Annotated in this window: 16 protein-coding genes and 1 tRNA gene; 10 read left to right on the forward strand and 7 right to left on the reverse strand. The window is 64.6% G+C overall.

Annotation, left to right across the window (positions count from 1 at the left end; genetic code table 11):
- Positions 1-7 precede the first annotated feature (7 nt).
- The 4 genes from F4692_RS15600 to F4692_RS15615 form a co-directional block, all read right to left on the reverse strand.
- Complete coding sequence (locus tag F4692_RS15600; RefSeq protein WP_179620635.1) at positions 8-1,429, reverse strand: GntP family permease; 1,422 nt, start codon at positions 1,427-1,429, stop codon at positions 8-10.
- 423 nt (positions 1,430-1,852) lie between these two features.
- On the reverse strand, positions 1,853-2,077 hold the full coding sequence (locus F4692_RS21960) for a helix-turn-helix domain-containing protein (protein ID WP_374757303.1): 225 nt from the start codon (positions 2,075-2,077) through the stop codon (positions 1,853-1,855).
- A 1-nt stretch (position 2,078) separates the two neighbouring features.
- Positions 2,079-2,150: transfer RNA gene (locus F4692_RS15610), tRNA-Ala, on the reverse strand.
- A gap of 133 nt (positions 2,151-2,283) precedes the next feature.
- A complete protein-coding gene (locus tag F4692_RS15615; protein WP_179620636.1) occupies positions 2,284-2,727 on the reverse strand; it encodes a hypothetical protein in 444 nt (147 codons plus the stop codon).
- A 211-nt stretch (positions 2,728-2,938) separates the two neighbouring features.
- Between F4692_RS15615 and F4692_RS15620 the strand changes: the two genes are divergently transcribed.
- From F4692_RS15620 to F4692_RS15630, 3 genes are all read left to right on the forward strand, one after another.
- Positions 2,939-3,646 carry a hypothetical protein gene (locus F4692_RS15620; protein ID WP_179620637.1) on the forward strand — a complete coding sequence of 236 codons (708 nt, stop codon included), beginning with the start codon at positions 2,939-2,941 and terminating at the stop codon, positions 3,644-3,646.
- 127 nt (positions 3,647-3,773) lie between these two features.
- Positions 3,774-5,102 carry an MGMT family protein gene (locus F4692_RS15625; RefSeq protein ID WP_179620638.1) on the forward strand — a complete coding sequence of 443 codons (1,329 nt, stop codon included), beginning with the start codon at positions 3,774-3,776 and terminating at the stop codon, positions 5,100-5,102.
- A 145-nt stretch (positions 5,103-5,247) separates the two neighbouring features.
- Entirely contained in the window at positions 5,248-5,982 is a 735-nt protein-coding gene (locus tag F4692_RS15630) for a DUF6994 family protein (protein ID WP_179620639.1), read from the forward strand.
- 117 nt (positions 5,983-6,099) lie between these two features.
- Here F4692_RS15630 and F4692_RS15635 read toward each other — a convergent pair whose 3' ends face one another.
- Positions 6,100-6,474 (reverse strand): hypothetical protein, encoded by a 375-nt coding sequence (locus F4692_RS15635; RefSeq protein WP_179620640.1) that lies wholly within the window; start codon positions 6,472-6,474, stop codon positions 6,100-6,102.
- Between the two features lie 201 nt (positions 6,475-6,675).
- Between F4692_RS15635 and F4692_RS15640 the strand changes: the two genes are divergently transcribed.
- A complete protein-coding gene (locus tag F4692_RS15640; RefSeq protein ID WP_179620641.1) occupies positions 6,676-7,596 on the forward strand; it encodes a hypothetical protein in 921 nt (306 codons plus the stop codon).
- 180 nt (positions 7,597-7,776) lie between these two features.
- Here F4692_RS15640 and F4692_RS15645 read toward each other — a convergent pair whose 3' ends face one another.
- Positions 7,777-8,139 (reverse strand): hypothetical protein, encoded by a 363-nt coding sequence (locus F4692_RS15645; RefSeq protein WP_179620642.1) that lies wholly within the window; start codon positions 8,137-8,139, stop codon positions 7,777-7,779.
- A gap of 799 nt (positions 8,140-8,938) precedes the next feature.
- On the opposite strand from F4692_RS15645, the gene mobF reads away from it, so the two are divergent.
- Positions 8,939-12,448, forward strand: coding sequence for a MobF family relaxase (gene mobF / locus F4692_RS15650; protein WP_257029978.1), 3,510 nt, complete (start codon positions 8,939-8,941; stop codon positions 12,446-12,448).
- 722 nt (positions 12,449-13,170) lie between these two features.
- Here the strand turns inward: mobF and F4692_RS15655 are convergent.
- On the reverse strand, positions 13,171-13,707 hold the full coding sequence (locus F4692_RS15655; protein WP_179620644.1) for a hypothetical protein: 537 nt from the start codon (positions 13,705-13,707) through the stop codon (positions 13,171-13,173).
- 172 nt (positions 13,708-13,879) lie between these two features.
- On the opposite strand from F4692_RS15655, the gene F4692_RS15660 reads away from it, so the two are divergent.
- Genes F4692_RS15660 through F4692_RS15680 form a run of 5 tightly spaced genes read left to right on the forward strand, consistent with a single transcriptional unit; the run spans position 13,880 to position 24,041 of the window.
- Positions 13,880-15,352: an ATP-binding protein gene (locus F4692_RS15660; protein WP_179620645.1), complete on the forward strand. Its 1,473-nt coding sequence runs from the start codon at positions 13,880-13,882 to the stop codon at positions 15,350-15,352.
- Positions 15,349-18,162, forward strand: coding sequence for a Z1 domain-containing protein (locus F4692_RS15665; protein ID WP_179620646.1), 2,814 nt, complete (start codon positions 15,349-15,351; stop codon positions 18,160-18,162). The genes F4692_RS15660 and F4692_RS15665 overlap by 4 nt, the downstream gene beginning before the upstream one ends.
- The gene (locus F4692_RS15670; RefSeq protein ID WP_179620647.1) at positions 18,155-19,150 is read left to right on the forward strand and encodes a PD-(D/E)XK motif protein; all 996 of its coding nucleotides are present in this window, start codon (positions 18,155-18,157) and stop codon (positions 19,148-19,150) included. The genes F4692_RS15665 and F4692_RS15670 overlap by 8 nt, the downstream gene beginning before the upstream one ends.
- Positions 19,147-21,195, forward strand: coding sequence for an AIPR family protein (locus tag F4692_RS15675; protein WP_179620648.1), 2,049 nt, complete (start codon positions 19,147-19,149; stop codon positions 21,193-21,195). Before F4692_RS15670 ends, F4692_RS15675 begins: the two co-directional genes overlap by 4 nt.
- On the forward strand, positions 21,192-24,041 hold the full coding sequence (locus F4692_RS15680; protein WP_179620649.1) for a sigma factor-like helix-turn-helix DNA-binding protein: 2,850 nt from the start codon (positions 21,192-21,194) through the stop codon (positions 24,039-24,041). The genes F4692_RS15675 and F4692_RS15680 overlap by 4 nt, the downstream gene beginning before the upstream one ends.
- The last annotated feature ends 58 nt before the right edge of the window (positions 24,042-24,099 follow it).

Below are 24,099 nucleotides of genomic sequence, written 5' to 3' on the forward strand. Positions count from 1 at the left end.
GGCACGCCTAGAGCACCACGGCGGCGGCCATCACCAGCGGCAGCGAGACGACCGACGCCACGGACGTGACGAGCGTGAGGGTCTTGAGCGTGCCCTTGGTCGACAGGCCGAGCAGCGACTTGAACATCCAGAAGAAGTTGCTGTTGACCTGCAGCGCGAACATGGCGCCCGAGGCGATCGCGAGGCCGATGGCGATGGGGGAGATCGTCAGGGAGTCGAGGATCGGCGCGATGATGCCGGCAGCGGTGATCGCGGCGACCGACACCGACCCGATCGCGAGGTGCAGCACCGCGGCGATGAACCACGCCAGCAGGATGCTCAGCACGACCGGCGCACCCTCGTCGGCCTGGAAGAGGTCGCCGAGCACCTGGTCCAGCCCGGTCGCCTCGATGACCGCGCCCAGCGAGCCGCCGACCCCGGTGATCAGCAGGATCTCGCCGGTGGTGTGGAAGCCATCCTCCATCGCCTCACTGGTGCGGTCCTGACCGGCTGACGCGCGCGAGAGGGCGTACGCGCCCAGCAGGCCGATGAACAGCGCGACGTTGGCGTCGCCGAGGAACGCGATGAACGCGGTCGACCAGCCGCCCAGCTCGGCGAACGCGCCGAACGCGATGAGCAGTAGCGGCACGAGGATCGGCAGCATCAGCACCAGCAGCGGGAGGCGGCGTACGCCCTCCTCGGCCTCGGACGCGCTCGCGGACGCCTCGGTCCGCGCGAGCGCCTCCTCCGACGAGTCGACCTCGCCGGTCAGGTAGGCGCGGTCGGCGGCCTCCTGCTCGACCATGGCCTCGTCGACCTCCTCGTCGGTCTCGGGGTTCCAGAAGCCACCGGCGCTGAAGAGCAGGCGCATCAGCAGCGTCGAGACCAGAGCGGTCACCAGCCCGATGACCACGCCCCAGACGAGCCAGTCGCCCAGCCTGATGTCGAGGAGCCCCGCGATCGAGATCGCGGCCAGGCCCGGGATGACGAAGACGTAGCCCGCGAAGATGCCGCAGCCCAGCGCCGACGCGAGCACCGGCAGCCCGATCCGGCCGATGAACGGCGACGCGGACCGCGCGACCGGGGCGGCCAGGACGACCTGCACGTCGACGTAGATCGACGGCATCACGACGGCGAGCATCGACGTGAGCGCGTACGGCAGCCGACCCGCCCCGACCCGCTGCACGAGCAGCCCGACGAGACGGCGGAAGGCGCCCGTGGAGTGCAGCAGGGCCCCGATGAGGACGCCGAACCCGATGAGCAGGCCGACCTCGGCCATGATGCCGCCGAACCCGGTCGTGATCGCCTCCACGGTGCCGGCGAAGCCCACGCCGCTGGCCAGCCCGAGGTAGAGCGAGCCGAGGATCAGCGAGATCACCGGATCGATGCGCACCTTGATGATGAGGGCGACGACCAGGACGATAGCGATGGCGGTGTGGAGGGCGACCAAGGGACACTCCCGAGATGTCGGAGCCTCGGGACGCTCCCGAGCCGCCCTCTGTCTACCGGTGGTGGAGGCCGCTTGGCCAGCACCGCCCGCTGCGTGGGCGCCGACGTCGACGCCCCGGGATGCTCCTAGACTCGGTCAGCGTGGCATCACACCGTGGCCGTGGCGACGAGGTCGCCGGCACTCCCTTGCCCCTCCCGGCCGCCGTGCTCTGGGACATGGACGCTATGAACCCCGGATCCGGGTGCATCGAGAAGCGTTGAGGTACACGTTATCGCAGGTCAGCGCTCGGTTCGACCGATCGTGACGGCATCGAAGAGCATGTGAATGCAACGAGATTCCGGGCACTTCGTTGCACGGAACGTTGCATGACGCGTCGGACGCTGCGCCGCCCCTCGCAAAACTCCGTCATAGCACGGGCATCCGTCACGACGGACGGTCGTCGCCTGCGGTCGGGATGCGTCGCAGGAGTGCCTCGACATCCTCCAGACGCACCCTGATCGGGCGACCGCTCCCGGGGCCACGCTTGCCGAGCGTGTAGCCCGGTAGTTCCCCGCTCGCGATGAAGCGACGGATGGTCTTCTCGGACACCGCTAACACCTGCGCAGCGTCCGAGAGGCTGATGTATCGGGGCAGTCGTGGCGACACCACGTGGGGCCTGCGGGATTCGAAACCGCAACCCTGCGTTGCAACCGCAGTGCGCTACCAGTTGCGCCAAGGCCCCTACATCGCAAGCCAATCTACCCAACGCTGCGGACCTTCACACACGTCCGCGGCGAAGTGACGCGGGTGGGGCAAGCGTCCTCGAAACTCCGCGCCGGGATGTGGGTTCGGAGCGACAGAGCCAAGGCGGCCGCTCACGCGATGATCTGAGCCGCTGCCGGGATTAGAAACCCTTCCAGACGGGCACGCACTTCGTCTCCGGCGGCGTTGATGTCGCGTTTGGTCTTGGCTCTCTTCATGTTCCGGGTTGCCTCGAGGGCGGCCCGCGCAAGATCATCCAAATCCGAGTCGTCGACGACCAACTTCACCTGATAGAAGGCGGTCCAGGCGGCGGCTCGCGCACGGCGGTTCTCGTCCTTGACGGCGTCGACTTCTGGGATCGATGGTTGCACCGACTGAAGCGGGATAGAGGAGCGAATGACTTGCGTTCTACGCCACTCCATAAGTTTCTCTGCGAAGCTTGCATAGGCCGCGATTCGGCGTTCGCGCAGACGCTCGGCACGAGCGGCCTCCTCCGCCCTCGATGCGTTGATCCGTTGGAACAGGAACGTCAGGCTCGCGCCCGCCAGGGTGCCCACTATCGCCAACCACGCAGAATTCATACGGGTAGTGAACCACCACTTCGGCCACCTACGGGCTTGCGCGCGCTGGCTGCCTGCGCTTTGCGCACATGGTCTCCGGAGACCGCCTCAGTAGACGTCCGAAAAGCGCATCCGTCTCGATCTACAACGAGCCGAACACCGCAGGTCAGAGGTGTCAGACCCATGCCCATAAGGCATCCTCTTAAGGGTGAATGCACCTGAGAATGCTGGACGCCAACCGGTGGGCGATGTGGCTCCGCTCGGACAACGTGTGGTCGCGGGCGCGATAGGACTAGCCGCCGCCGTCGGCGGAGCCTTTGCCGTCTTCGAGACCACGAACGAGCTCGGCACCGCCGCGCTCTTCATCGTGGCCGGAGCATTCCTGATCTGCGCCACCTTTGGCGTCGTCCCAACCCGTTTCAAGGTAGGAAACAACGAGGTCAGCGTAGGAAGGGCAGCGCTTCACACTCTCGAACAAATCGTGAGCGAGGCTGATCTCCCCACGCAAGAGAAGGTCATAGACAGTCTTGAGGCGAATCTTGCGCGCGACGGGATCAGAAGAACTCCCGACGACGCAGTCGCGGCGATGTTGAGTCGCTTCGTGCGCTACTCAGGATCCGAATCTGCGCGTTCCGTTCACGATGAGTTGCTCGCAACGGGGTGGACGCCCTCTACGCCTCCCAAGAGCACCTACATCCGCTGGACGTACCCCGGCAAGCGGCAGCAGGCGAGTCTATTCCAGAACAGCGGTCAATTGGTCGTCGCGTCGAACCGGCTCGTCGACGCTGTTCGCGACTTGCCTGGCGGCGAGCTTCGACTACCCAAGAACGAGGTCGTATTCAGTTACGGCGCCGACACAGGCGGAGCTCTGGCTGCCGCCGACGCAATTCGACGGTTCGTTGATGGAGAGGCCTAGGGCGGACCCGCGGCCTCCGGCCCTGGCGTACCTGCCTCGCGGTATGACGGTGTTCGAAGCGCCGCTCGCCCCTTACTGTCCCGCCCGATCGCACACGCTCGAGCAAGCTGCCAAGTAGCCTTCATGCATGGACGAGGAGATTGTCATCGGGCGCCTCAGGTCCGTGCCAGCTCGGGAAGTGTGGCGTCATGAGGCTCTCGATTTCACTCCGTGGCTGTTGGACAACGCCGATGTCTTGTCAGAGGTGATCGGACTGGACCTCGAGCTCGACACTGCCGAGCACGCGGTGGGCGATTTCAGTCTCGACCTCATCGGGCGCGACCGCATCTCGGGCGATCTCGTGATCGTGGAGAACCAACTCGAGCAGAGCGATCACACCCATCTTGGCCAGATCATGACGTACGCGGGTGGCACGGACGCGGCTCATATCGTGTGGGTCGCACCGTCCTTCCGACCGGAGCACCGCCGTGCTTTGGAGTGGCTCAACGAGCGGACCGACGAGACAACTCGATTCTTCGCTGTCGAGGTGAAGGCTGTGCGCATCGGGGACTCGCCCTATGCGCCCCTGCTTTCCCTTGCCGTACAGCCCAACGATTGGGGCAAGCAAGTCCGGACGAAAGCAATCCAGCAGTCTGGTGCGACGTGGTCGTCTTCCGACCTCATGCCGGCGGTGCGAGCGGAAACAACGCCTCAGGTTGCCGACGCGATCGGCGCGTTGCTGGCTGCGCACGAGGCCCTGGGGCCGGGCGCGGGGTTCTACTACGGCACAGCGCGTTCACCGTCGGTCACGGCCACCATGTCTGCTGGAGCCGTTCGTGCCCAACCGTGGAGCGTGTTCACGCACCTCGGCGTGGTGTGGACCCTCAATCTGGACTGGATCCACAAGCAAGGACGTGTTCTCTCCGCGGACTACATGGAATCGCTTGCCTCTGAGCTTGGCGACCTCCCGGGGCTCGCAGAAGCCTTTGCCGCCGGTCGAGTGGTCGGATGGCGAAAGCGGCCGTCCGTCGCTGCCGAGCCTCTGTTCTCTCACCCTGGTGCCGTCGATCGGATATCGGCAGCCATGGCCCGCATGTTCCAAGAGATCGGTGCCACGGCTGATGCAGCCCCGCCGAGCTCAGCAGCGGCATTCGACTGGTCCCGGCTTCACGCTTATATGGCAGCGATACCGGAGGGCCGGTGGACAACATACGGCGTGCTGGCCCAACTCGTCGGCACGGCGGCGCAACCCCTCGGCCAACACATCACTAGATGTGTGGAGTGCCCGCACGCCCATCGCGTGCTGTCGGAGAAGGGCGTCGTTTCGGCCGGATTCACGTGGTCCGATCCGGATGACCTCCGTGACCCAGCTCAGTTGCTGATTGAGGAGGGCGTCGACATGACTGGAGGTCGCGCGAGTTTTGCCCAACGCCTCGACGCCTCAGAGCTCGCCGCACTCGTCCGGACCGCTAGATAGGGCGGTCGCGACCCCGACGTGCCTGCAACCGTCAGCTCGCCCGAACCGGGCCCAGCTGACCACCACCCCACACGGAACGCGGCGAAAGATGCAGGTCTGACCCATCTTCTACTCCAACGTCCGCGGTGGCGTCTACCTTGAGGCCGTGGACCGAATCGACGTGGACTTCTGCTTCTACGATGACCCCGATTTTCTCACGGACGCCGATCGCGACAGCCACATCCTTTCGAGATGGCACCGGCAACTCTGGAGCAAGCCGCTACCCACCGGCGAGCTCCTTACCTGGGACCTTGAGCCAGGCACGTCGTGCTTGGTCCACGGCGACGTTCGCGTGTCCAGCGACACCATCGCCACAACACACTCGAACTATCGGCGCCTCGGCGCTGCGCAGATGTGGAAAAGCCTTACAGAAGCCGAGCGCACGCGATACGACCGCGGGTTCTACACGATCGGCGGATTCATCATCTTTCCGACGCATCCTCAGTCCCTCAACCAAAGACGGGGCAGGGATCGGGCAATCGCGGACAGGTTCGACCTCACGCTCGAGTGCATCCGACAGCACTACTTCGGTCAGGTCGACAACCCTTTGGGCGACGTGCTCTGTCTGGACGCCGGCTACTTCCAGCTCTTCGGTGGGGGGCAAAGCGGCTTTGCTGCCTTCGTGGAATTCTTCCACCTGCAGGACCTCGCGTCGCCCGATTCAGTGCGATGGCTGGATGGGCACGTCGACCGAGAGTGGTCCTTCGATCGACCACCGCTTCCGCAGAACCTCGATGCCTATCGTCGCTACTTGGACAACGTCGCGCAGTTTGTCGCACTAAGGAACGGCCGCATACGGGACTGGTGCGAAAGGCAGGACATGCACGGGGTCTCCCAGTAACTGAGTGGGAGTTCAATCCCGGGACACCTGATGGTGCAGTTCCGCAGGACTCAACACGTGCGGTGCATCGCGGCGGAGAGACGCACGCCAGCAAGCCGCTGCTCGGCGCGAGCAGCGTCACCCACCGAGCGCAGTGACGATGATGAGAACGACAGTCGCGGCGACCAATGCCCAAGTTGCCCACTTGAGGGACGCGGCGTGAGAGTTCGCCGCTGTCGCTTGGCGATCCTGCGCGGCGGCTTGATCGAGCAGCGCCCGGGTATTGGCCTTAGACGCCGCCTCGGCGTCGCTCATCAACCGCTGATGGCGATCGGCGATCAGCAATCGATGCTGCAACTCCGCAAGGCGAACGTACGCGTCCAGTCGAGCCGCGGCCGCCTCTCGCAAGTTTACGGCTCCGCCAGCCCTAACCATCTCTTGGAGGAGTTCCTCCCAAGCTTGCGGGAACGGCTCCTCAAACGGATCGAATGCCAGATCGTCGCGCCAGGTCATTGAGCGAGCCTGCCACGACGTCCCATGTGTTGGCGATGCCCGTCGTCGGAGCCGAATCCCATGGGGTCAGCCGCGACTCAGTGCACCGCGACAGACCCATTTGCGAGCCGGACAGTTCATCGCATCGTCACGGCCGAAGCGGCGGGAAGACCGCACGGCGAATACGCGCAGTGCAGGTCAAGCTGACCTAGTGTCGTGACCGTGGCGAAGGTATCCGTTCCGGAGAAAACACTCGAGCATTGGTCAAGCCTCTATCTTGCGTACAGGTACCGGTCGAGGGCGGCTATGTGGTGGCCGGCGACTGGTGTCGACATCGACATTCGATGGCTTCCAAACTGTCCAGGGAAGGCCGTGCAACTCGAACTGAAGACGTCCATTGTGGCAGGCGCCAACCTTCAAGACGTGAAGGTCAACCTGGGTCAGCTGTGGGACTACGACCAGTTGCCGCCGGGGCAGAAGCCGTTCTATGTCTTCCCGTGGCCAGATTGGACCGGCGACCTTGAGGCGGTCGCAATCGCAGCGAATATTCCTCCCAGCGAGCTCGCCTTCTCTCGAAGTGGTCAAGGTTGGTGGTTCGCGGACTGGCTCGTGGTGCTCACCACCGACCAAGTTGCCAGCGTCCTCGCACCCGAACTGGCGGCTCATGGATCCCCATCCCGAAAGAACGCGTCGTGTCGCCTAGTTCGGTTCGACCTGACGGCAAGCGCGACCGCACCGACTCGCTTGTGGGGCTCGGGAGCCCCCGAACCCACATGCATTCCGTGGCGGCAGTTCTGGAGCGACCTTCAGATGTGCGGTCGCGATGGGTGGAGTCAATTGATTCGACTCCCGATGGACTCAGTCACGACTCGCGATTACGACCGGGCGGAGATCGTAGAGATGCTCCGGCGAGTTAAAGGGACCGATCGCCGTGAGTGGCGCGACACAGAGATGGCCACACTTGCTCCATTCGCCAGCAATCTGTCGGACGGTCCGGACGTGTTCCGCATCATTGACGACCCGATCGGAGGTCTCGAGCCTCCAAGTAACGCTGACCGAGACGGGGACGGGCAACAGGACCTGTCCGATCGCCGGCAACTCACACTCATTGAAGCAGGCGCCTTGGGTAGACGGCGGGACTAGGCTCGTGTCAGCGAGTTCGGGGTTCACCGGTGTGCGGCGCCATGAATAGGTCCGAACCGCGAGTTCGACCTCTCGCGCGTGGCTGCGGCGCTCGCGGCGGAACGCGCCACCGGCCACAGCCTGAGCCATCGAGACACTCGGTTGGATACCTTTGCGAAACGAAGCGATGCGCCATGGAAATTAGGCAAGCGCGGCGCGAGCGGGCTTGATTTGTCCTGCGAAGTACTCCGAAAGGTCCCCGTCACTCGCTGCTAGGTGAGCACACCAAGCTTCGGCGATGTCAAAGACGTCCTCGGTCAGGTCGGGATAATTCCAGGAAGGGGCGCTCGGTGTGGCTCGCTCCCACGTCATGTGGGCGAGGTACTTATTGAGCATCCATCCGTCTTTTTTGATCCGCGCCACGGCCTTGTCCGGAGCGGGAGTCCAGTCAGGCGCGAAGTCAGTGCGTCGGATGTCGCTGGGGAAACCCTTGGGCTTGATGAAGAAGTCGATAAGTGCCCGAGCGTGCAAGGCGGCAGAATCAATGTATGCGTTTTCGGCCATTGGGTCCCCGCTGGAAGTTTCACTGTCGCGTTGCAGGCGCGTTGCGTGAGCCATCTGGCGGAGTTCCGAACTGACGATACGAAGGGCTCGCATCTTCTCGAAGCGGGTTCGTACGGTTTTAGGAGGCATAACGAGGAGTGTGCCTGCTACCCCAGCACCTTGCGAATGGGTCGCGCGGCAGGGCCACTGGGCCATCTCGCGTGAAGCGACGCTCAGGCACACCTCCGGGCGGTCGTGGCGGTCGCATACCCGGCTGTGGCTGCGGTTCGCATCGCCTCTGAGCCAAGCCCGATTGGGCGGTCTGGCTCATCATCAGCCTCAGCTCACCCCTGCTGATCCGGGGCGGGGATAGGCAGGCAGGCATTCGGAGCGACGCTGTGGCGGGTGAGGCCCGGTTGGGTGGCGCCCGCTGCAAGGCCGCGCGGACGGCGGTGACTGACGCGCTCCGGTGCAGTGGGGCCCACTGCACCGTGGGCTCTTGGGTGATCACGGTGCCGTGGGGCCCACGGCACCGTGGACTCCCGTGACGTTCGCGCTCCTCGAGCCGTCTACTGGCACTTCGTTTACGAACCTCTCCTATTACGACACGGCACCGTCGGCAACGCAATGCCCCTCAGAGCCGACCAGACGTTCATTCAATTCTTCGCCCTGCAGGTGCGCCCGACCTGTCATCCGCTCGCGCCTCCCTGTTCTTGTCCAGGCTTTCGTCCACCTTCACCGACTTCACACGGTGTGCAGATCGAGGGGTTCTGGATGAACCTGCACACCTGTGGCTTATGAGGCTTGGCTGGCCGTGACGATGTCGATGCGGCGGATGTCCGCGGGCAGCGGGTACCAGTACCTGCTGCGCAGCGTCGCTGCGGGCGACGGCAACCGCGTCCTGTCGACGCCCCTGACCCGGTACTACTTCGAGGTCGGTACGCCGTCCGGCCGCTGGCTGGGCTCTGGTGTCGGCGCCTTCGGCACCGGCCGGCTTCGGTCGGGCATGCAGGTGAGCGAGGAGCAGCTCGCACTGCTTATCGGCATGGGCCGAGACCCGATCACGGGAGAGCAACTCGGCCGCGCGTATCCGTCGTACAAGAATCTGTCGGACCGCATCGACGAGCGGGTCGCCGCTCTCGATCCGGAGATGACCCAAGAGGAGTGCGCCGCCGAGAGGACGCGGATGGAGGCTGAGGAGACCGCGGCCGGGATACGGCGAGCGGTGGCAGGGTTCGACCTCACCTTCAGCGTCCCGAAGTCGGTCTCCGTGCTTTGGGGTGTCGCCGACGCCGTCACCCAGAAGCGGATCGTCGCGGCCCATCACGCGGCGGTCGCAGACGTCATTGCGCTTTTCGAACGAGAGATTGCCTCCACTCGGGCGGGCATCTCCGACGCTGACGGCGCCGTCGCCCAGGTCGACGTGGCGGGTGTCGCGGCCGTCGCCTACGACCACTTCGACTCGCGCGCCGGGGACCCGCAGCTCCACACGCACGTCGTCGTCGCCAATAAGGTCCTCACCGTCATGGACGGCCGCTGGCGCAGCCTCGACGGACGCCCGATCTTCGCCTCGCGTACAGGCCTATCCGCGCACTACGACGCACTCCTGGCGGACCGGCTGTCGCGCGACCTCGGCATCGACTGGGAGCTGAGGCAGCGCGGACCCGACCGGAATCTTCGATGGGAGATCGCGGGCGTAACCGACGACCTGATCACCGAGTTCTCTAGCCGCACCCGCGAGATCGAGCTCAAGAAGGACGAGCTCATCGCCGAGTACGTCGCTCGGCGCGGGCGGATGCCGTCAGCGAAGACCATCGTCGAACTCCGTGCCCAAGCGACGCTCGCCACCCGCCCGCCGAAGGAAGTCCGGGCACTGGTCGACCTGACAGCTGAGTGGCGGCAGCGTGCCGCCGAGCGGTTGGGGACGGAACCCACGGCATGGTCGCAGTCGCTGATCGGCCGGGAGGGAGCCCTCCCGACTGTAGACGATGTGCCACCGGCTGCGATCGAGACGATCAGCGCCGGGGTGGTCGCGGCGGTCTCTGTGAAGCGGGCGGTGTGGACGCATTGGAACCTAATGGCCGAGGCGGCCAAGCAGACGATGGACCTGAGGTTCGCGACGACCGAGGACCGCGAGGCCGTCGTCGGCCTCATCGTGGATGCGGCGCAGGCACGCTCCGTCGTCCTCACGCCGCCGGAACTCGCCCTCAGCCCGGCTCGGTTCCAGCGCGAGGACGGCACGAGCCGGTTCCGCCCGCGGCACGGAGAGAAGTACTCCTCGATCGCAGTGCTCAACGCCGAAGCGAGACTGTTGGCTCGCGCCGAGAAGATGACTGGGCCAACCGTGTCGGCCGGGGTTGCTGGTCGTGGCGCGGTCTCGCTGACGGTTCAGCAGCGGCGTGCTGTGGAGAGCGTCTGTCGCTCTGGCCGCCAGGTCGACCTGCTCGTCGGGCCCGCAGGGGCTGGCAAGACCACCACGATGAGAGCACTCCGCGCGGCCTGGATCAGCGAGCACGGGCGGGGGAGTGTCGTCGGTCTGGCGCCGTCCGCCGCCGCAGCCCAGGCGCTGGCCGACGACCTCGGCGTGGCGTGCGAGAACACGTCGAAGTGGCTCCACGAGTACGACCACGGCCGGACCGAACTCCGCCGAGGTCAACTGGTGATTGTCGACGAGGCGACTCTCGCCGACACGGTGACGCTGGACCGGCTCACGGGGATCGCCGCAGCCGCGGGCGCCAAGGTGCTGTTGGTCGGTGACCCGCACCAGCTTCAGTCCGTCGATGCCGGCGGAGCCTTCGCACTTCTCGTCGACCGTCGTCCGGACGCCCCGGAGCTGAGTGAGATCCACCGGTTCACCAACGAGTGGGAGAAGGAGTCCTCACTCGCGCTGAGTCGCGGCGACGTGCAGGTCATCTCGGTCTACGCCCGCCACGAGCGGATCCGCGAGGGCCTCACGGAGGAGATGGTCGACGCGGCGTACGTTGCCTGGCGCGCGGACTGTGCCGCCGGGCGCGCAAGCATCCTCGTGACCGAGTCGGCTCGGGATGTCCGGGCGCTCAATGAACGCGCCCGGGCCGAGCGGCTGCTTCTGGATGGCGCCGTCGATCACCGCGAGGCCCACCTGATCGACGGCTGCCGAGCCTCGGTCGGAGACGTCGTCATCACCCGCCAGAACGACCGCACCATCCGGACCATGCGCGGTGGGTGGGTTAAGAACGGCGATCGCTGGCTGGTCACCGACATCCGGCGGGACGGTTCTGTTGTCGTCAAGCGCCACGGAGGCGACGGCAGGCGAACTGTCCTGCCGCCGCAGTACGTTGCCGAGCACCTCGACCTCGGCTACGCCGTCACCGCGCATAGAGCTCAGGGCGTCACCGTCGACACCGCGCACGTCGTCGTGACCGCGTCGACGACCCGAGAGAACTTGTACGTCTCGATGACACGTGGCCGCGATTCGAACATCGCGTACGTCGCCCTCGACCAGCCAGACGACAGCCACTCCACGCCGGAGGCGGATGACGTGACGACCAGAACGGTTCTTTACGGCGTCCTCCAGCACAGCGGCGCCGATCTGTCTGCCACCCAAACGATCGAGGCCGAGTACGAGCTTCACGGCGGGATCGACCGCCTTGCCGCCGAACTCGAGTCCATCGCCGCGGACGCGCAGCGCGCCAGGTTCTCCGACCTCCTGCGGCGCTCCGGCATGACTGCCGGGCAGCACGCCGCGGTCGTCGGCTCCACGGCGTTCGGTCCGCTCACTGCGACGCTCCGACGGGCCGAGGCGTACCACCACGATCTGGAGACCCTCGTGCCCCGGATCGTCGGTCAGCACGGGCTCGATGACGCGGACGACATCGCTGCCGTCCTGTCGTATCGACTCGACCGGGTCGCTTCGTCCTCGCCGCGGCACTGCAAACTCCGCCCGCGGCTGATCGGCGGGCTCGTCCCCGAGCCGCTGGGCCGAATGACTGCAGAGGATCGGCAGGCGATCGACGAACGCAAGGAGCTCATCGAGTCGCGGGCTCGCGCCCTCGCCGAGGAAGCGGTCGCCCACTCCGAGGCGTGGGCCCGAGGCCTCGGACCGCGCCCCGCCACGGCGACCGGAGGCGACGAAGCCTGGCTGGGTGCGGCGACGACGGTCGCGGCGTACCGCGACCGCTACAAACTGACCTCTGACCTGCCGCTCGGCGGTGCAGCGAAGAACGATGCTCAGCGCGCGGATCGCCAGCGTGCGCTCGCCGTCTTGCGTGCGGCGCTCTCGGCCAGCGCTACCCAGCGCCCCCCAACGACTCCGGTAAGTGACCTTGGGCCATTCCGGCTTCATAGGTGAGCCGATGGGTTGGTCCTCCACAGGGGGAGCGATGTCATCCGCGGTCGCCCGACGCTCGGCGTATCGAGGGAGGCCCGACCCATCCGGAGGCCATGCTGGTCTTGCTCGCGCTGCCGTTCGCCGCCGCCGCCGCCGCTGCGATGCACCCCTACCTCCAGACCTACGCATCCTCTAACGTTCGTGTCCGACGGGCGCGATCTCTGCCGCTGCGGTTGCGGACCACCCTTTCCGCCGTCGCGGTCGCTTGCGTCCTTCTGATCGGCATGCATGCGGTGGCGCAGGCCGGGCGTCCGGCGGGTAGAACTTGGTGGTCCTGATCCTTGCCTAGGACACGATCAAGGTCAGCCTGCTCGTCGTTTCCATCGTCGCACGGTGCACTGTCCATGTCGCGCGGCCACTTCGGCAACGCTCAGACCTGCCGCCATTGAATAGGTCAGGCCGCCTGATGCTGCACTCACGCCTTGTCGTCAGATCCGGCGACGCACAGGTGCTGGGATCTGCCCGGCGCCGCGTGGCGACCACGCTGCGACGATACGTGCCCTGACCGGGCAGCATCTCGGCGCAGAGGTCGAAATCAGGTCGCGAGCGACACTCCATGCGACGCGCACCCCGTTCACGAAGCCGACAACTGCCCGGTCTGCCCGCCCCCTGCGCACGAAATCCAACTCCACGTCGGAGGGCTCGGGGGGAGTCTGCACTTGTCGTGTTGGCCCACGACTCGGTCAGGCTTGACGACCCTTCGATACGAGAGCGTCCTGCACGACCTGCCAGTCGGCCTCGCGCATCGCATGTTGGGACCTCGGCGACAGGGCCAACCGCCGTACCTCCGCTGCGGTCATGACACCCGGGGCATCAACCCACTCACTCCCGTAGTCCGCCCGAAACGTCGTCACCTCGACGACCTCGGTGTCAGCGTCGTCGAACTCGGTGTAGCAGTCGAAGCACCGCCAGTCCGGAGACTTGGTCTTCCTGTACTTGATGTCGGCGGATCCACAGGTAGGGCAAAGTCGGCGGTCGACTGTCCCCGTCCCCGTGGTGATCTTCTCGACCGTGGAGAAGCCCAACAAGCCGAGCTTGTCCCACAGGACGACACGATCGCCCACCGCGATGGCTCGGGAGTTCGGGACCCGACTGTTCCATGAGTAGAACGTGCTGATGTCGTCCTCGTAGCCGTCGTTGCCGCCATAGGATCGGTCAGCGGGAGCAAGCGCCATCAGGAGCCAAGCGCGCCGTGTGCGCGCAGCGTCGGTAGCCATCACGGCGCGAGCTTAGGAGCTTCAATCCGAGTCAGCTGGAGAACGCCGGGATCGCCGTCGTCGGAGCTCGTTCCACGGCCCAGCGATTGCACGAGATGGGCGTTTCAGCCGTTTTTGTCGGGAGCAAGCACTAACCTCCGGGTAAAGAGGAAGTGCCTCACCGAGAGAGGGAAGCTTGTCGGACTGGGACATCGCGGAGCCGCGGGCTGACGCACTCATCGAGTCTCTGCGAGCGTTCGGCTACACGCCGGAGGCAGCGATCGCCGATCTCGTCGACAACAGCATCTCGGCGGGTGCTAGGACGATCCGGATCGATCTCGTCTGGGACGGTAGGGACTCCGTCGTCACCGTCGCTGACGACGGTCACGGCATGTCCGAAGCGACGCTGTACGACGCGATGCGGCCGGGCAGTCGGAGCCCCCTCGAAGATCGTTCGACGGACGACCTCGGTCGCTTCGGACTGGGGCTGAAGACCGCGTCGTTCTCCCAGGCGCGTGAATTGACGGTGCTCACCCGGACGAAGTCCAACGGACACGCTGTACGGCGGTGGGACCTGGACACCGTCGCGGTGACCGGGGAGTGGCGCCTGCTGCGGTCGGGACCGTCCGACCTGGATCTCACCCCGGACGACGATGCCGGAACCTTGGTGGTTTGGTCGAAGTGCGACCGGTTGGTCGGCGACGTCGACGCGAGCGATTCGAAGGCGCACGACCGGTTCCTCCAACTGACCCGCCGGGTGAAGCAACATCTCGAAGCGACGTTCCACCGGTTCTTGGTCGGGCGAGGAAGGGTCACGATGACCGTCAACGGTCAGCCGGTCATCCCGTGGGACCCGTTCCTGACCGATCACCCGGCCACTCAGCAGCTGTTCTCGGAGGAGCTGCCATTCCAGGGGGAGCTGATCAAGGTGACGGCGTACGTGCTCCCGCACCGCAGCAAACTGACGCCGACCCAGGCCGACCATGGCCATGGGGCATCAGGATGGAACCAGCAGCAGGGGTTCTACCTCTATCGCTCCAACCGCCTCTTGGTCCAAGGTGACTGGCTCGGGCTCGGGTTCGCGAAAGACGAGCACACCAAACTCGCGCGCATCGCGGTCGACTTCCCTGCCAGCCTCGATCACGCGTGGCAGGTTGACGTGAAGAAGTCATCCGCACGGACTCCGGGGCCGCTTGTCGCTGAGCTCCGGCGTATTGCGAAGGCTGCGCGCTCGCGGGCGGAGGAGGTCTACCGGTTCCGCGGCAAGATCACGGCGTCCAAGACGAGCCAACCATTCGTCGTAGCGTGGCAGCAGTACACCGATAGAGCGGGCGAGATCCGCTACAAGGTCAACAGGTCGCACCCCGTGATCGTCGCGCTCCTGGATTCCACCGGTGGGCGAAAACGGGAGGTTGAGAAGGCGCTCCGGTTCATCGAGGAGACCGTCCCCACCACGCTCATCGGCGTCAGCATCGCCGACTCGCTGGATCAGCAGCCGACCCCCTTCGGAGACGCGCCGAAGGATCTGAAGCCGCTCATCGACTTCGTCTTCACGGACCTTGTGAAGGATGGCTATTCGGCCGATGAGGCCTTGGATCGGATCGGAGTCATCGAACCGTTCTCGCAGTTTCCCCAGATTGTCCAAGCCTTCCGAGAGAGTCAGCGATGAGTAACACGACAGCGGTCCGTGGCTTCGTCATCACGAAGATCGACCAGTTCGTGAGCCAGAACAAGCCGGTGACCCCAGAGCAGGTCAGGGCTTGGGTGGACGCCATGGCTGACATGGCCGAAGGCATGGAGCCCGACGACATCGTCGATCGTGAGCAGATCGCCAAGGAGATCGAGTCCGATGTCAATGTCCACATCGGCAACTGGAACTCGATGTCGGATGACTCAGACCACATCCCTTGGCTGCAAGAGCGCCTCGATGACAAGGCTGAGTGGAAGTTCTGGAGTCGTTATGAGCGACTGATGCGGAACGAGCTCAAACTGCCGCCGAAGTCGGTCGACCGTTTGGACGAGGTGACCGACGACATCCTCGGCCGGTTGGAGGACCCGAAGCGCGAGGGCACTTGGGACCGCCGGGGTCTTGTGGCTGGTCAAGTTCAGTCCGGTAAGACCGGGAACTACACGGGCCTGATCGCGAAGGCGATCGACAACGGTTACAAGCTGATCGTCGTCCTAGCCGGCGTCCACAACAGTCTTCGCAGCCAGACGCAAGCCCGGATCGACGAAGGGATCCTTGGGTTCGACACTCGGGCGATCCGCAAGGCCCAGCAGGCGGACGGCGCCAACCGCATCGGTGTGGGGAAGCTCGCGGGCGAATGGCTGCACGTCAGCTCGTTCACGTCGTCGTCCGAGTCGGGGGACTTCAAGCTGGCCGTCGCCCAAGGGATGGGGGTGGTGCCCGGAGGCTCAGATCCGATCATCCTGGTGGTCAAGAAGAACAAGTCGATCCTCGAAAACCTCTACAAGTGGTCGACGCATCTGAAGGGCTCCACCGATCCGGAGACGGGAAAGTTCAGAGTTCGAAACGTGCCGGTCCTAGTGATCGACGACGAAGCAGACCATGCATCGGTGAACACGAAGTTCGCAAAGGATGACACGGAGATCGACCCGTCCGTGATCAATCGCCTAATCCGGAAATTTCTCGACACATTCGAACAAACCTCGTACGTCGCGTATACGGCAACTCCGTTCGCGAACATCTTCATCGACCCGGATGCTGACCACTCCACGGTCGGTGAGGATCTGTTTCCTCGCAGCTTCATCGTGAACCTTCCGGCTCCGAGCACGTACATCGGACCTGAACGTGTCTTCGGGCTTGATGCCGACAATGCCAACGCCATCGAAGGTGTCGAAGCCCTCGACATCGTCAGGAAGCCGTGGGACTACGACGAGTGGCTTCCAGACAAGCACAAGGCACTCGATCCACTTGGCGATGAGCTGCCTGACAGCCTCAAAGACGCAATCGTCTTCTTCCTAATGGCTGGTGCTGTCCGCAGGCTCCGCGGACAAGTGCAGAAGCACCATTCGATGCTGATCCACGTAACGCGCTTCACCGACATGCAACGTCGGGTCGCGGACCAAGTCGGCGACTACCTCGACAGTGTGAGGGACAGGCTCGAGTTCGGCGAGGGTGGATCTACCGTGCTCGCCTCGCAGATCGACCGGCTCTGGAGCGAGGATCTCCTCCCGACGAGTCTGGACATCGCAAGCCGTGAAGACCTCGCCTCACAGGTGGGTGACATCCCGCACTTGGAGGACGTGAAGGCGGAGATGGTTGAGGCGGCTCGGCGGACCCGGCTCCATGTCGTCAACGGGACGTCTGCTGACGCCTTGGAGTACGTCGACCACCCTGATGGGATCAGCGTCATCGCGATTGGTGGCGACAAGCTTTCGCGTGGCCTCACCTTGGAGGGTCTCTGCGTTTCGTACTACCTCCGAGCGAGCCGCATGTACGACACCCTCATGCAGATGGGCCGATGGTTCGGCTACCGCCCGGGCTATCTGGACCTCTGCCGCTTATACACCACCTCACCCCTTGTCAGCTGGTACGAGAAGATCACGGCCGCCAGCGCGGAGCTCCAAGCGGAGTTCGAAGCTATGTCGGCCGTGGGGTCTACACCCGAACAGTTCGGCCTCCGTGTCCGTCAGCTTCCGGATGGGCTCCTGGTCACATCGCCTCAGAAGCTCAAGCACGCCGCTACGTACTCCATCTCCTTCAGCGGCGGGATCTCCGAAACGGTGACATTCCTGCCTGACCAGCGCGAGGCGAACATCGGGGCGCTGACCGAGCTCATCAGCTCCCTCGGAGGCGATCATTCCCCGGTCGGCGACGGGCGTGTGTGGAGAAACGTTGGCGCGGACACGGTCATCAGGTTCTTGTCCGGATACAAGGCGGACAAGGCCGCACTGAAGAGCCTTCCGGAGCCCCTGATCAAGTACATCCAAGCACGCCGAGCGGAGGGCGAGCTTGGCTCTTGGACCGTCGTCGTCGCCGGTCGGCAGAACGGCACAGAACATTGGACCGTGGCGGGGCAGCAGCTCAGCCTCATCGAGCGGAGCAACCAGGCCGGCAAGGAGTCGGGACGCTACACGGTGCGACGAGTAGTGAGCCCTGCACATGAGCTTGTCGACTTCACTGCGGCCACGCCGGGCTGGGACCAAGCGCTTGCGGACACTGTTGAGGCTTGGGAGAAGCGGCCGAACAAGAAGGCGGGGGCAAAGCCGCCGACCGCGCCCAGTGGGCGATCAGAACGGTTCCGTCGTTCGGTGAACAACGGTCTGCTTCTCGTGTACCCACTTTCGGCCACTCCGTGGTTGAAGACTCACGAGGGAGAGGACCTCTCGAATGAACCGTTCGTTGGGTTCGCGGTGTCCTTCCCGCATTCGGTAGGGGCGAAGCCCTTGGAATACAAGGTCAACCCGATCTTCCTCAAGAACGTCTTCGGGTGGGACGGCGACGACGATGAGTGACGCGCTGAATCCGGCCCTGTGGGCGAAGATCGCCGAGGACCCACTGCCCGCGGGCGCAGTGTTGCGCCGAGTGCTGCCTGGACTGCCGCACGATGTGTTCATCGGGGAGACTCGCCCAGACAGGAATCGCGTCCTCGAGTTATCAGTTCTCGGCTTGGCGTCCAACATGCCAAAGAAGTGGCGCCAGTCCAAAGGATTGGAGATCACGGTCGACTCAACAGATCCAAACCGCACCAAGGTGCGTCTTCGATCGATGACGAAACTGGGCGATCCGCTCTTCACCGAGCTCGCATCCGATGTGGTCAGCACGCTGGCTTCATTCCCCGGCGCCGATGCGGCGACTCGGGTGGTCGAGCGCGTCCTCGCTTGGCAGGAGTTCTACGCGCGACGGAGCGAACCGTTCTCAGAGGAGATGGCAGCGGGTCTGTTCGGCGAACTGACCGTTCTAGGAGGCTGCTTCATCGGTGCACTTGGCACATCCGCCGCCACTTACGGATGGACGGGTCCGGATCCGGCGCTCCAAGACTTCCAGTTCGCCGACTTGGCCGTCGAGGTCAAGACGTATCGCGGCGGTGGGGCCGGACGGATGAAGATCAGTTCTGAGCGCCAGCTGGACCACATCGGTGTCACCGACCTGTACGTGGCATATGTATCCCTCGACGAGCGCCAAGACGGCACTGGCGTTACGCTCCTTGAGCTGGTCGACGACGTTCGCCAACAATTGAGCAGCTCCGTCCCCGCTTCGCACCTCTTCGAAGGCAAGCTGCTCAACTGCGGCTGGCACGACTCATATGCGGAATTCCGCAACGAGCGCTACGAGGTTCGCTCGGTGGAGTTCTTCCTCGTCTCTGACGCGTTCCCGCGCTTAGTCGCCAGCGAGATCCCGACCGGCATCAGCAATGTGAGCTATCTGCTAGAGCGAAGTGCACTGGATCCCTACTTGATCGAGCGGGACGCCGTCGTAGCGCACCTGAGGACGAAGCAATGAGCAATAGTGACCTCTCGACGTTCATCGTCGATCTCCACCAAGAGTTGGCGCTCACCGCGTCCCAAGAAGGTGCTGAACGCAGCATCCCAGAGGTATTTACGGAGTACATGTTCGACGTACTCACTGAAGCCGGTGAGATCGACGGCGCAGACGTAGCGATGTACGAGGCTCGGGCCGCTAGAGCGTCAGGGTTCACCTTCAGCGAGGACGAATCGACGCTCTGGCTGTTTCTGACTGACTACCGCGGCGGCCTAGATGTCGAGTCCTACACCAAGGCGGCATTGGACGCCGGTGTACGGCGAATGACGGGATTCCTGGAGCAAGCAGTCGGCGGACTCTGGCGGCAGCTGGAGGAGACGTCGCCCGCATGGGACATGGCTCAGCGTGTAGCAGAGACGTGGCCGAAGGTCGCCGAGGTCCGATTGGTCATCCTGACGAACTCGGATCTTCGGACGACCGTCACGCGTCCGGGTTCCATCGATGCGCGACCGGTCCACTTGTCCGTGTGGGACGCTACGAGACTTCATCAGCTCGTGACGAGTGGACGAACCCAGGAGCCCATTCACATCGATGTGGTCGCGATGTGGGGTGAGGCCATACCGTGCCTTGGCCCTCAGGGCGACCCGGGCCGGTACGAGTCGTATCTGACGATGCTGCCGGGCGAGTTCATCTCGAGGATCTACGAGGAGCACGGCCCGCGCCTACTCGAACTCAACGTGCGCTCGTTCCTGCAATCGAGGGGCAAGGTGAATCGCGGCATCCAAGAGACGGTCCGGGACGAGCCCCGAAGCTTCCTCGCCTACAACAACGGAGTCTCGATGACCGCCGCCGAGGTCGGTGTGGTGGCGCTACCGGGGGGTGGGGTGGGAATCAGCGAGATCCATGACCTGCAGATCGTCAATGGAGGTCAGACCAGCGCATCCCTGCACTACGCCAAGGTGAAGGGAAAGCAGGCCTTGGCGGACATCTACGTCCAAGCCAAGTTGTCAGTCGTCGAGCCGACGCACCTGATGAATCTCGTGCCGCGGATCAGCCAGTTCGCCAACAGTCAGAACAAGGTCAACATGGCTGACTTCAGCGCAAATGACCCGTTCCATGTAGAGGTCGAGAAGCTGTCCCGATCGGTCTGGGCTCCCGGCAAGGGCGGCACCGCTCGGATGACCCGATGGTTCTATGAACGGGCCCGTGGACAGTACGCAGACGCGCATGCGCGGGAACGCACGCCAGCGAAGCAGCGTGAGTTCAAGGCCGTCCACCCGCTCAACCAGAAGTTCACCAAGACCGATCTGGCGAAGTTCGAAAACACCTGGGACCAACTGCCGTGGATCGTCTCCTATGGTGCGGAGAAGAACTTCCGCGAGTTCATGCTTCGCATCGAGCGGCGCGGATCGTCCTTCAAGCCGGACCAGGGCTACTTCGAGCTGCTGGTCGCCAAGGCACTGCTGTTCCGATCGGCGGAGAAGCTCGTAGGCAGTCTCAATCTCGGCGGCTACCGAGCACAGACCGTGACCTACACGCTCGCAAAGCTGGCACACGCGACGGAACAGCGCGTAGACCTCAGGGCACTCTGGCGGTCCCAAGAACTGCCGGCGCCGCTCGCTCAAGCGATCCTCGAGCTCGCGCCTCGGATCCACGATGTGCTGTTCGAGAGTGCCGGCACAAGGAACATCAGCGAATGGGCCAAGAAGGAGGACTGCTGGAAGGCAGTTCTGTCGATGCCGTGGGCCGTGCCGGATGATCTTGCGAAGTCACTCACGAGTGGTCGTCGACGTACCAAGACCACGACGGACACGAGCATCGGCGAATTGTTGAACGATGACGAACGCGCGGCACTCGCGGCGGTCACCTCCATCTCCGGTGACGACTGGTTCGTCCTTAGCCAGTGGGCGAAGCAGACTGGGAACCTCCAGTCCTGGCAGCGCAGTCTCGCGTTCAGTCTCGGGCGGATCGTGAAGGCCGGTTCGACACCTTCGAGAAAGCAGGCAAACCAAGGCGCGCTGATCCTCGAAGAGGCCAAACGGTTGGGCTTCGCGGGTGCGCGTTGAACGGCGAAACCGACGACATGCAGCCCGAGTCGAGGGTTGACCGGCTGGCGGAGCTCTCCCTCGACTCGCCGGAGCTCTCCCCGTTCCGACAGTCGATCCGGGAATGGACGCTCTTTGAGTTGCTGAAGGCGGACGGCTTCACAACCGTGGGTAGCGTTGCGTCCCTGTCGAGATCCGAGCTCTGCGACGTACCGAACATCGGCGAGCAGAGCGTCGACGAGGTCGCGGAGCTCCTCGATCGGATCCGCACAGCACTGCGGTGGGATGATCCCGCTCCGAGTTCACACCTCCCGGTAGTCGATTTCGATTGGGAGCCCCAACCCCTCTCGCCGGCTGGCTGGGACGTTGTCGAGGAGCGTCCCAAGCCGAAATGGCAAGACCTTGGCGGACGTGCAAAGGTCGGCGACGCCCCGGCTTCCCCCAACACCCTCGGCTCGGAGTTCCCTGGCCTCACGCTCCTCGCTGGTAGGTCGTTGAGCGATCCTCTACTCAAAGCGGCATGGGTCGAGCCGGGCGATGGCCTTGCCCACAGCTGGCTCGCTAGGACGGGCGCCGCTCTCATCGGGGATCTTCTCGCGCTCACTCGCCAGGACCTACTTCATCTGCGCGGACTGGGGCCGTCGAAGGTACGGCGTCTGTATGACTACCTAGGACGCCTAGCAGGCGCGGCACCCACAATCGTTGCGTGGGACGACGTCGCCGCAACACCCGCTCCTGACACGCCGTCGGCCGACTCCAGACGTCACGCCATTCTAGAGATGGTCGTCGCCTGGGCGAGTTCGGTCGCTGGCGCCACGACGTGGGGAGAGGCGCTCATGGTCTCGGCAGAGGCCATGCCGGCGGACGTCGCAGGCGCCTGGCAGGAGCTGCTCGCGATGGACCTCCCGGCGCTGGTGGAGAGGTCGCCGTTGGCGGAGTTCCTTGCCGATGACCCCCGTCGCTCCCGGGTACTGATTGACCGCGTTGCGAGCAGCGAACCACTGACGCTGCAAGAACTTGCGACGGAGTTTGGGGTGACGCGCGAGCGCATGCGGCAGATCGAGTCGAAGAGCCTCGAACGCTTGCGGTCCAACTTCGACTCCTCGCCGACATGGCGCGTCGTGAGGTGGGCGGCGGAACGAGTCGTAGCGCAGGCGGGGGCGTACGCGCCGAGCGACGTCCTTGCCCGTGCGCTCCCGCGGTGGAGTCCGGCGGAACGGCACCTCGTCGCCCGACTGGCCGGCTACGAACGGTCCGATCCAGCACTGGTCCGTGAGGGCCTAAAGCTGCCGAACGTTGCCGAGTTGCCCACTATGGCTGACACCGACTTCGTCGTGGACGAGTACGAAGTGGTTGAGCGCCTGCACGCTCTTGGCGTCCTAGAGCAGCATGTGGAGTTCGCACTCAGTTCGGTCACCGGCGTATCCCGGGTTGACGGGCAGCTGGTCCGATGGAGCGGTTCCGTCGTGGACAAGGCCGTTGCGGTTCTCGAGATCCGCGATGAGCCTCAAAACATCGACCAGTTGGTCAGCGCCGCATATGGCGAGGGTGGGTCGAGGTCCGCGCGAAATAGGATTTTCGAAGACCCACGGCTGATGAGAGTCACGAAGAACAAGGTCGGGCTGCGGCGCTGGGGAGGCGTCAGATACAGCGGAGTGGCCGAGCTCATGTTGGATCGTCTGGCGAGTGGCCCCATGGACTTGGACGAGTTGGCGGACGAACTGGCTGAACGCTACGAGATCGCTTCAGCCTCGGTGCGTATGTACGCGGCGGCGCCGGCCTTCAAGGTGACAGGTGACACCATCGCGCTTCGATCTCGACGGGAACCGTACGTGCCGCGACACAAGCCGTGGAAGGTGCGCGGTCTGTATCGCCAATCCGATGTCCGCACGACCGTGTGGTGCACTGCCGTCGACAACGACATGCTTCGGGGAAGCGGGCGGAGCATCCCGCAAGAGATCGCATCGGATCTGGGTCTTCGTCCGGGCGACCGGACGGAGCTGACGACCGCCGCGGGTCTGATCCCCGTGGCCTGGAGCGAGACGACGCACTCGGGCCCACACATAGGGTCCATCCGCGAGTTGCTGGAAGACTCCGGAGCTTCGGTCGGGGATCAGCTGGCCCTCCGGTTCAACCTCGCGGACTGCGGACTGGAGGTCCGAGTCATCAGACCCCCAACTCAGGACGATGTCGTGGAGGAATTGGCTCGGCTCACGACGCTCCCGAAGTCGCTCGTGGCACATCGGACTCGGTTGGCCGCAGCTGTCGGCATCGCGCCCGCGGATCTGGTGCCGGCGCTGGAGGCGCGCGGGGACGGTGAAGTGGCTTCGTTGGTCGCCCGCTTGCCTCTCCAAGCCGGTGGGGTCCACGACCATGACGCGGACCAGACATCGAACATGGCGGCCGGTGGGGGAGCGGCGGTTTCCGCGGATAGGCATCCGCCCCGCGTGGACACTCCCAATCGCGACTCGGTTGCACCCAATCGCGGCGGGCGAGGGGCTACCGACCTCGAGCGGGAGGCCGACTCGACGTCAACCGCTCTTGCAAGCGATCCCGACCAAGCGACACTCGAGCGCGAGTACGAGCGTGCCGTGGCTAACGCCATGATGCAGATGCGCTCGATCGGCTACGACGAGGCCGCGCTACGGAAGTTGGTCGCCACGGTGGGCTCGCGCAGGGCTAGTGAGTTGATCGCTGACCTAGCGGAGCCGACCGCGGCCTTCGTGGCCCTCCATCGACTCGGGCGCTTGGATCTCTCTATCGAGGCCCAAATGTCGTCTAGGCCATACCGCGGGCTCTTCGAATCGCGCCATCTCTCGAGGATCACCCGACGTCTGCAAGAGCATGGGTTCAAGGTGGACCTCTGATGGCGCGCGACGCGCGTGCCAAGTGCCAACAGACGCCGGCCAGCTACGTAGAATCCCT

Source organism: Nocardioides cavernae (assembly GCF_013410035.1).
GTDB classification, from domain to species: Bacteria; Actinomycetota; Actinomycetes; order Propionibacteriales; family Nocardioidaceae; genus Nocardioides; species Nocardioides cavernae_A.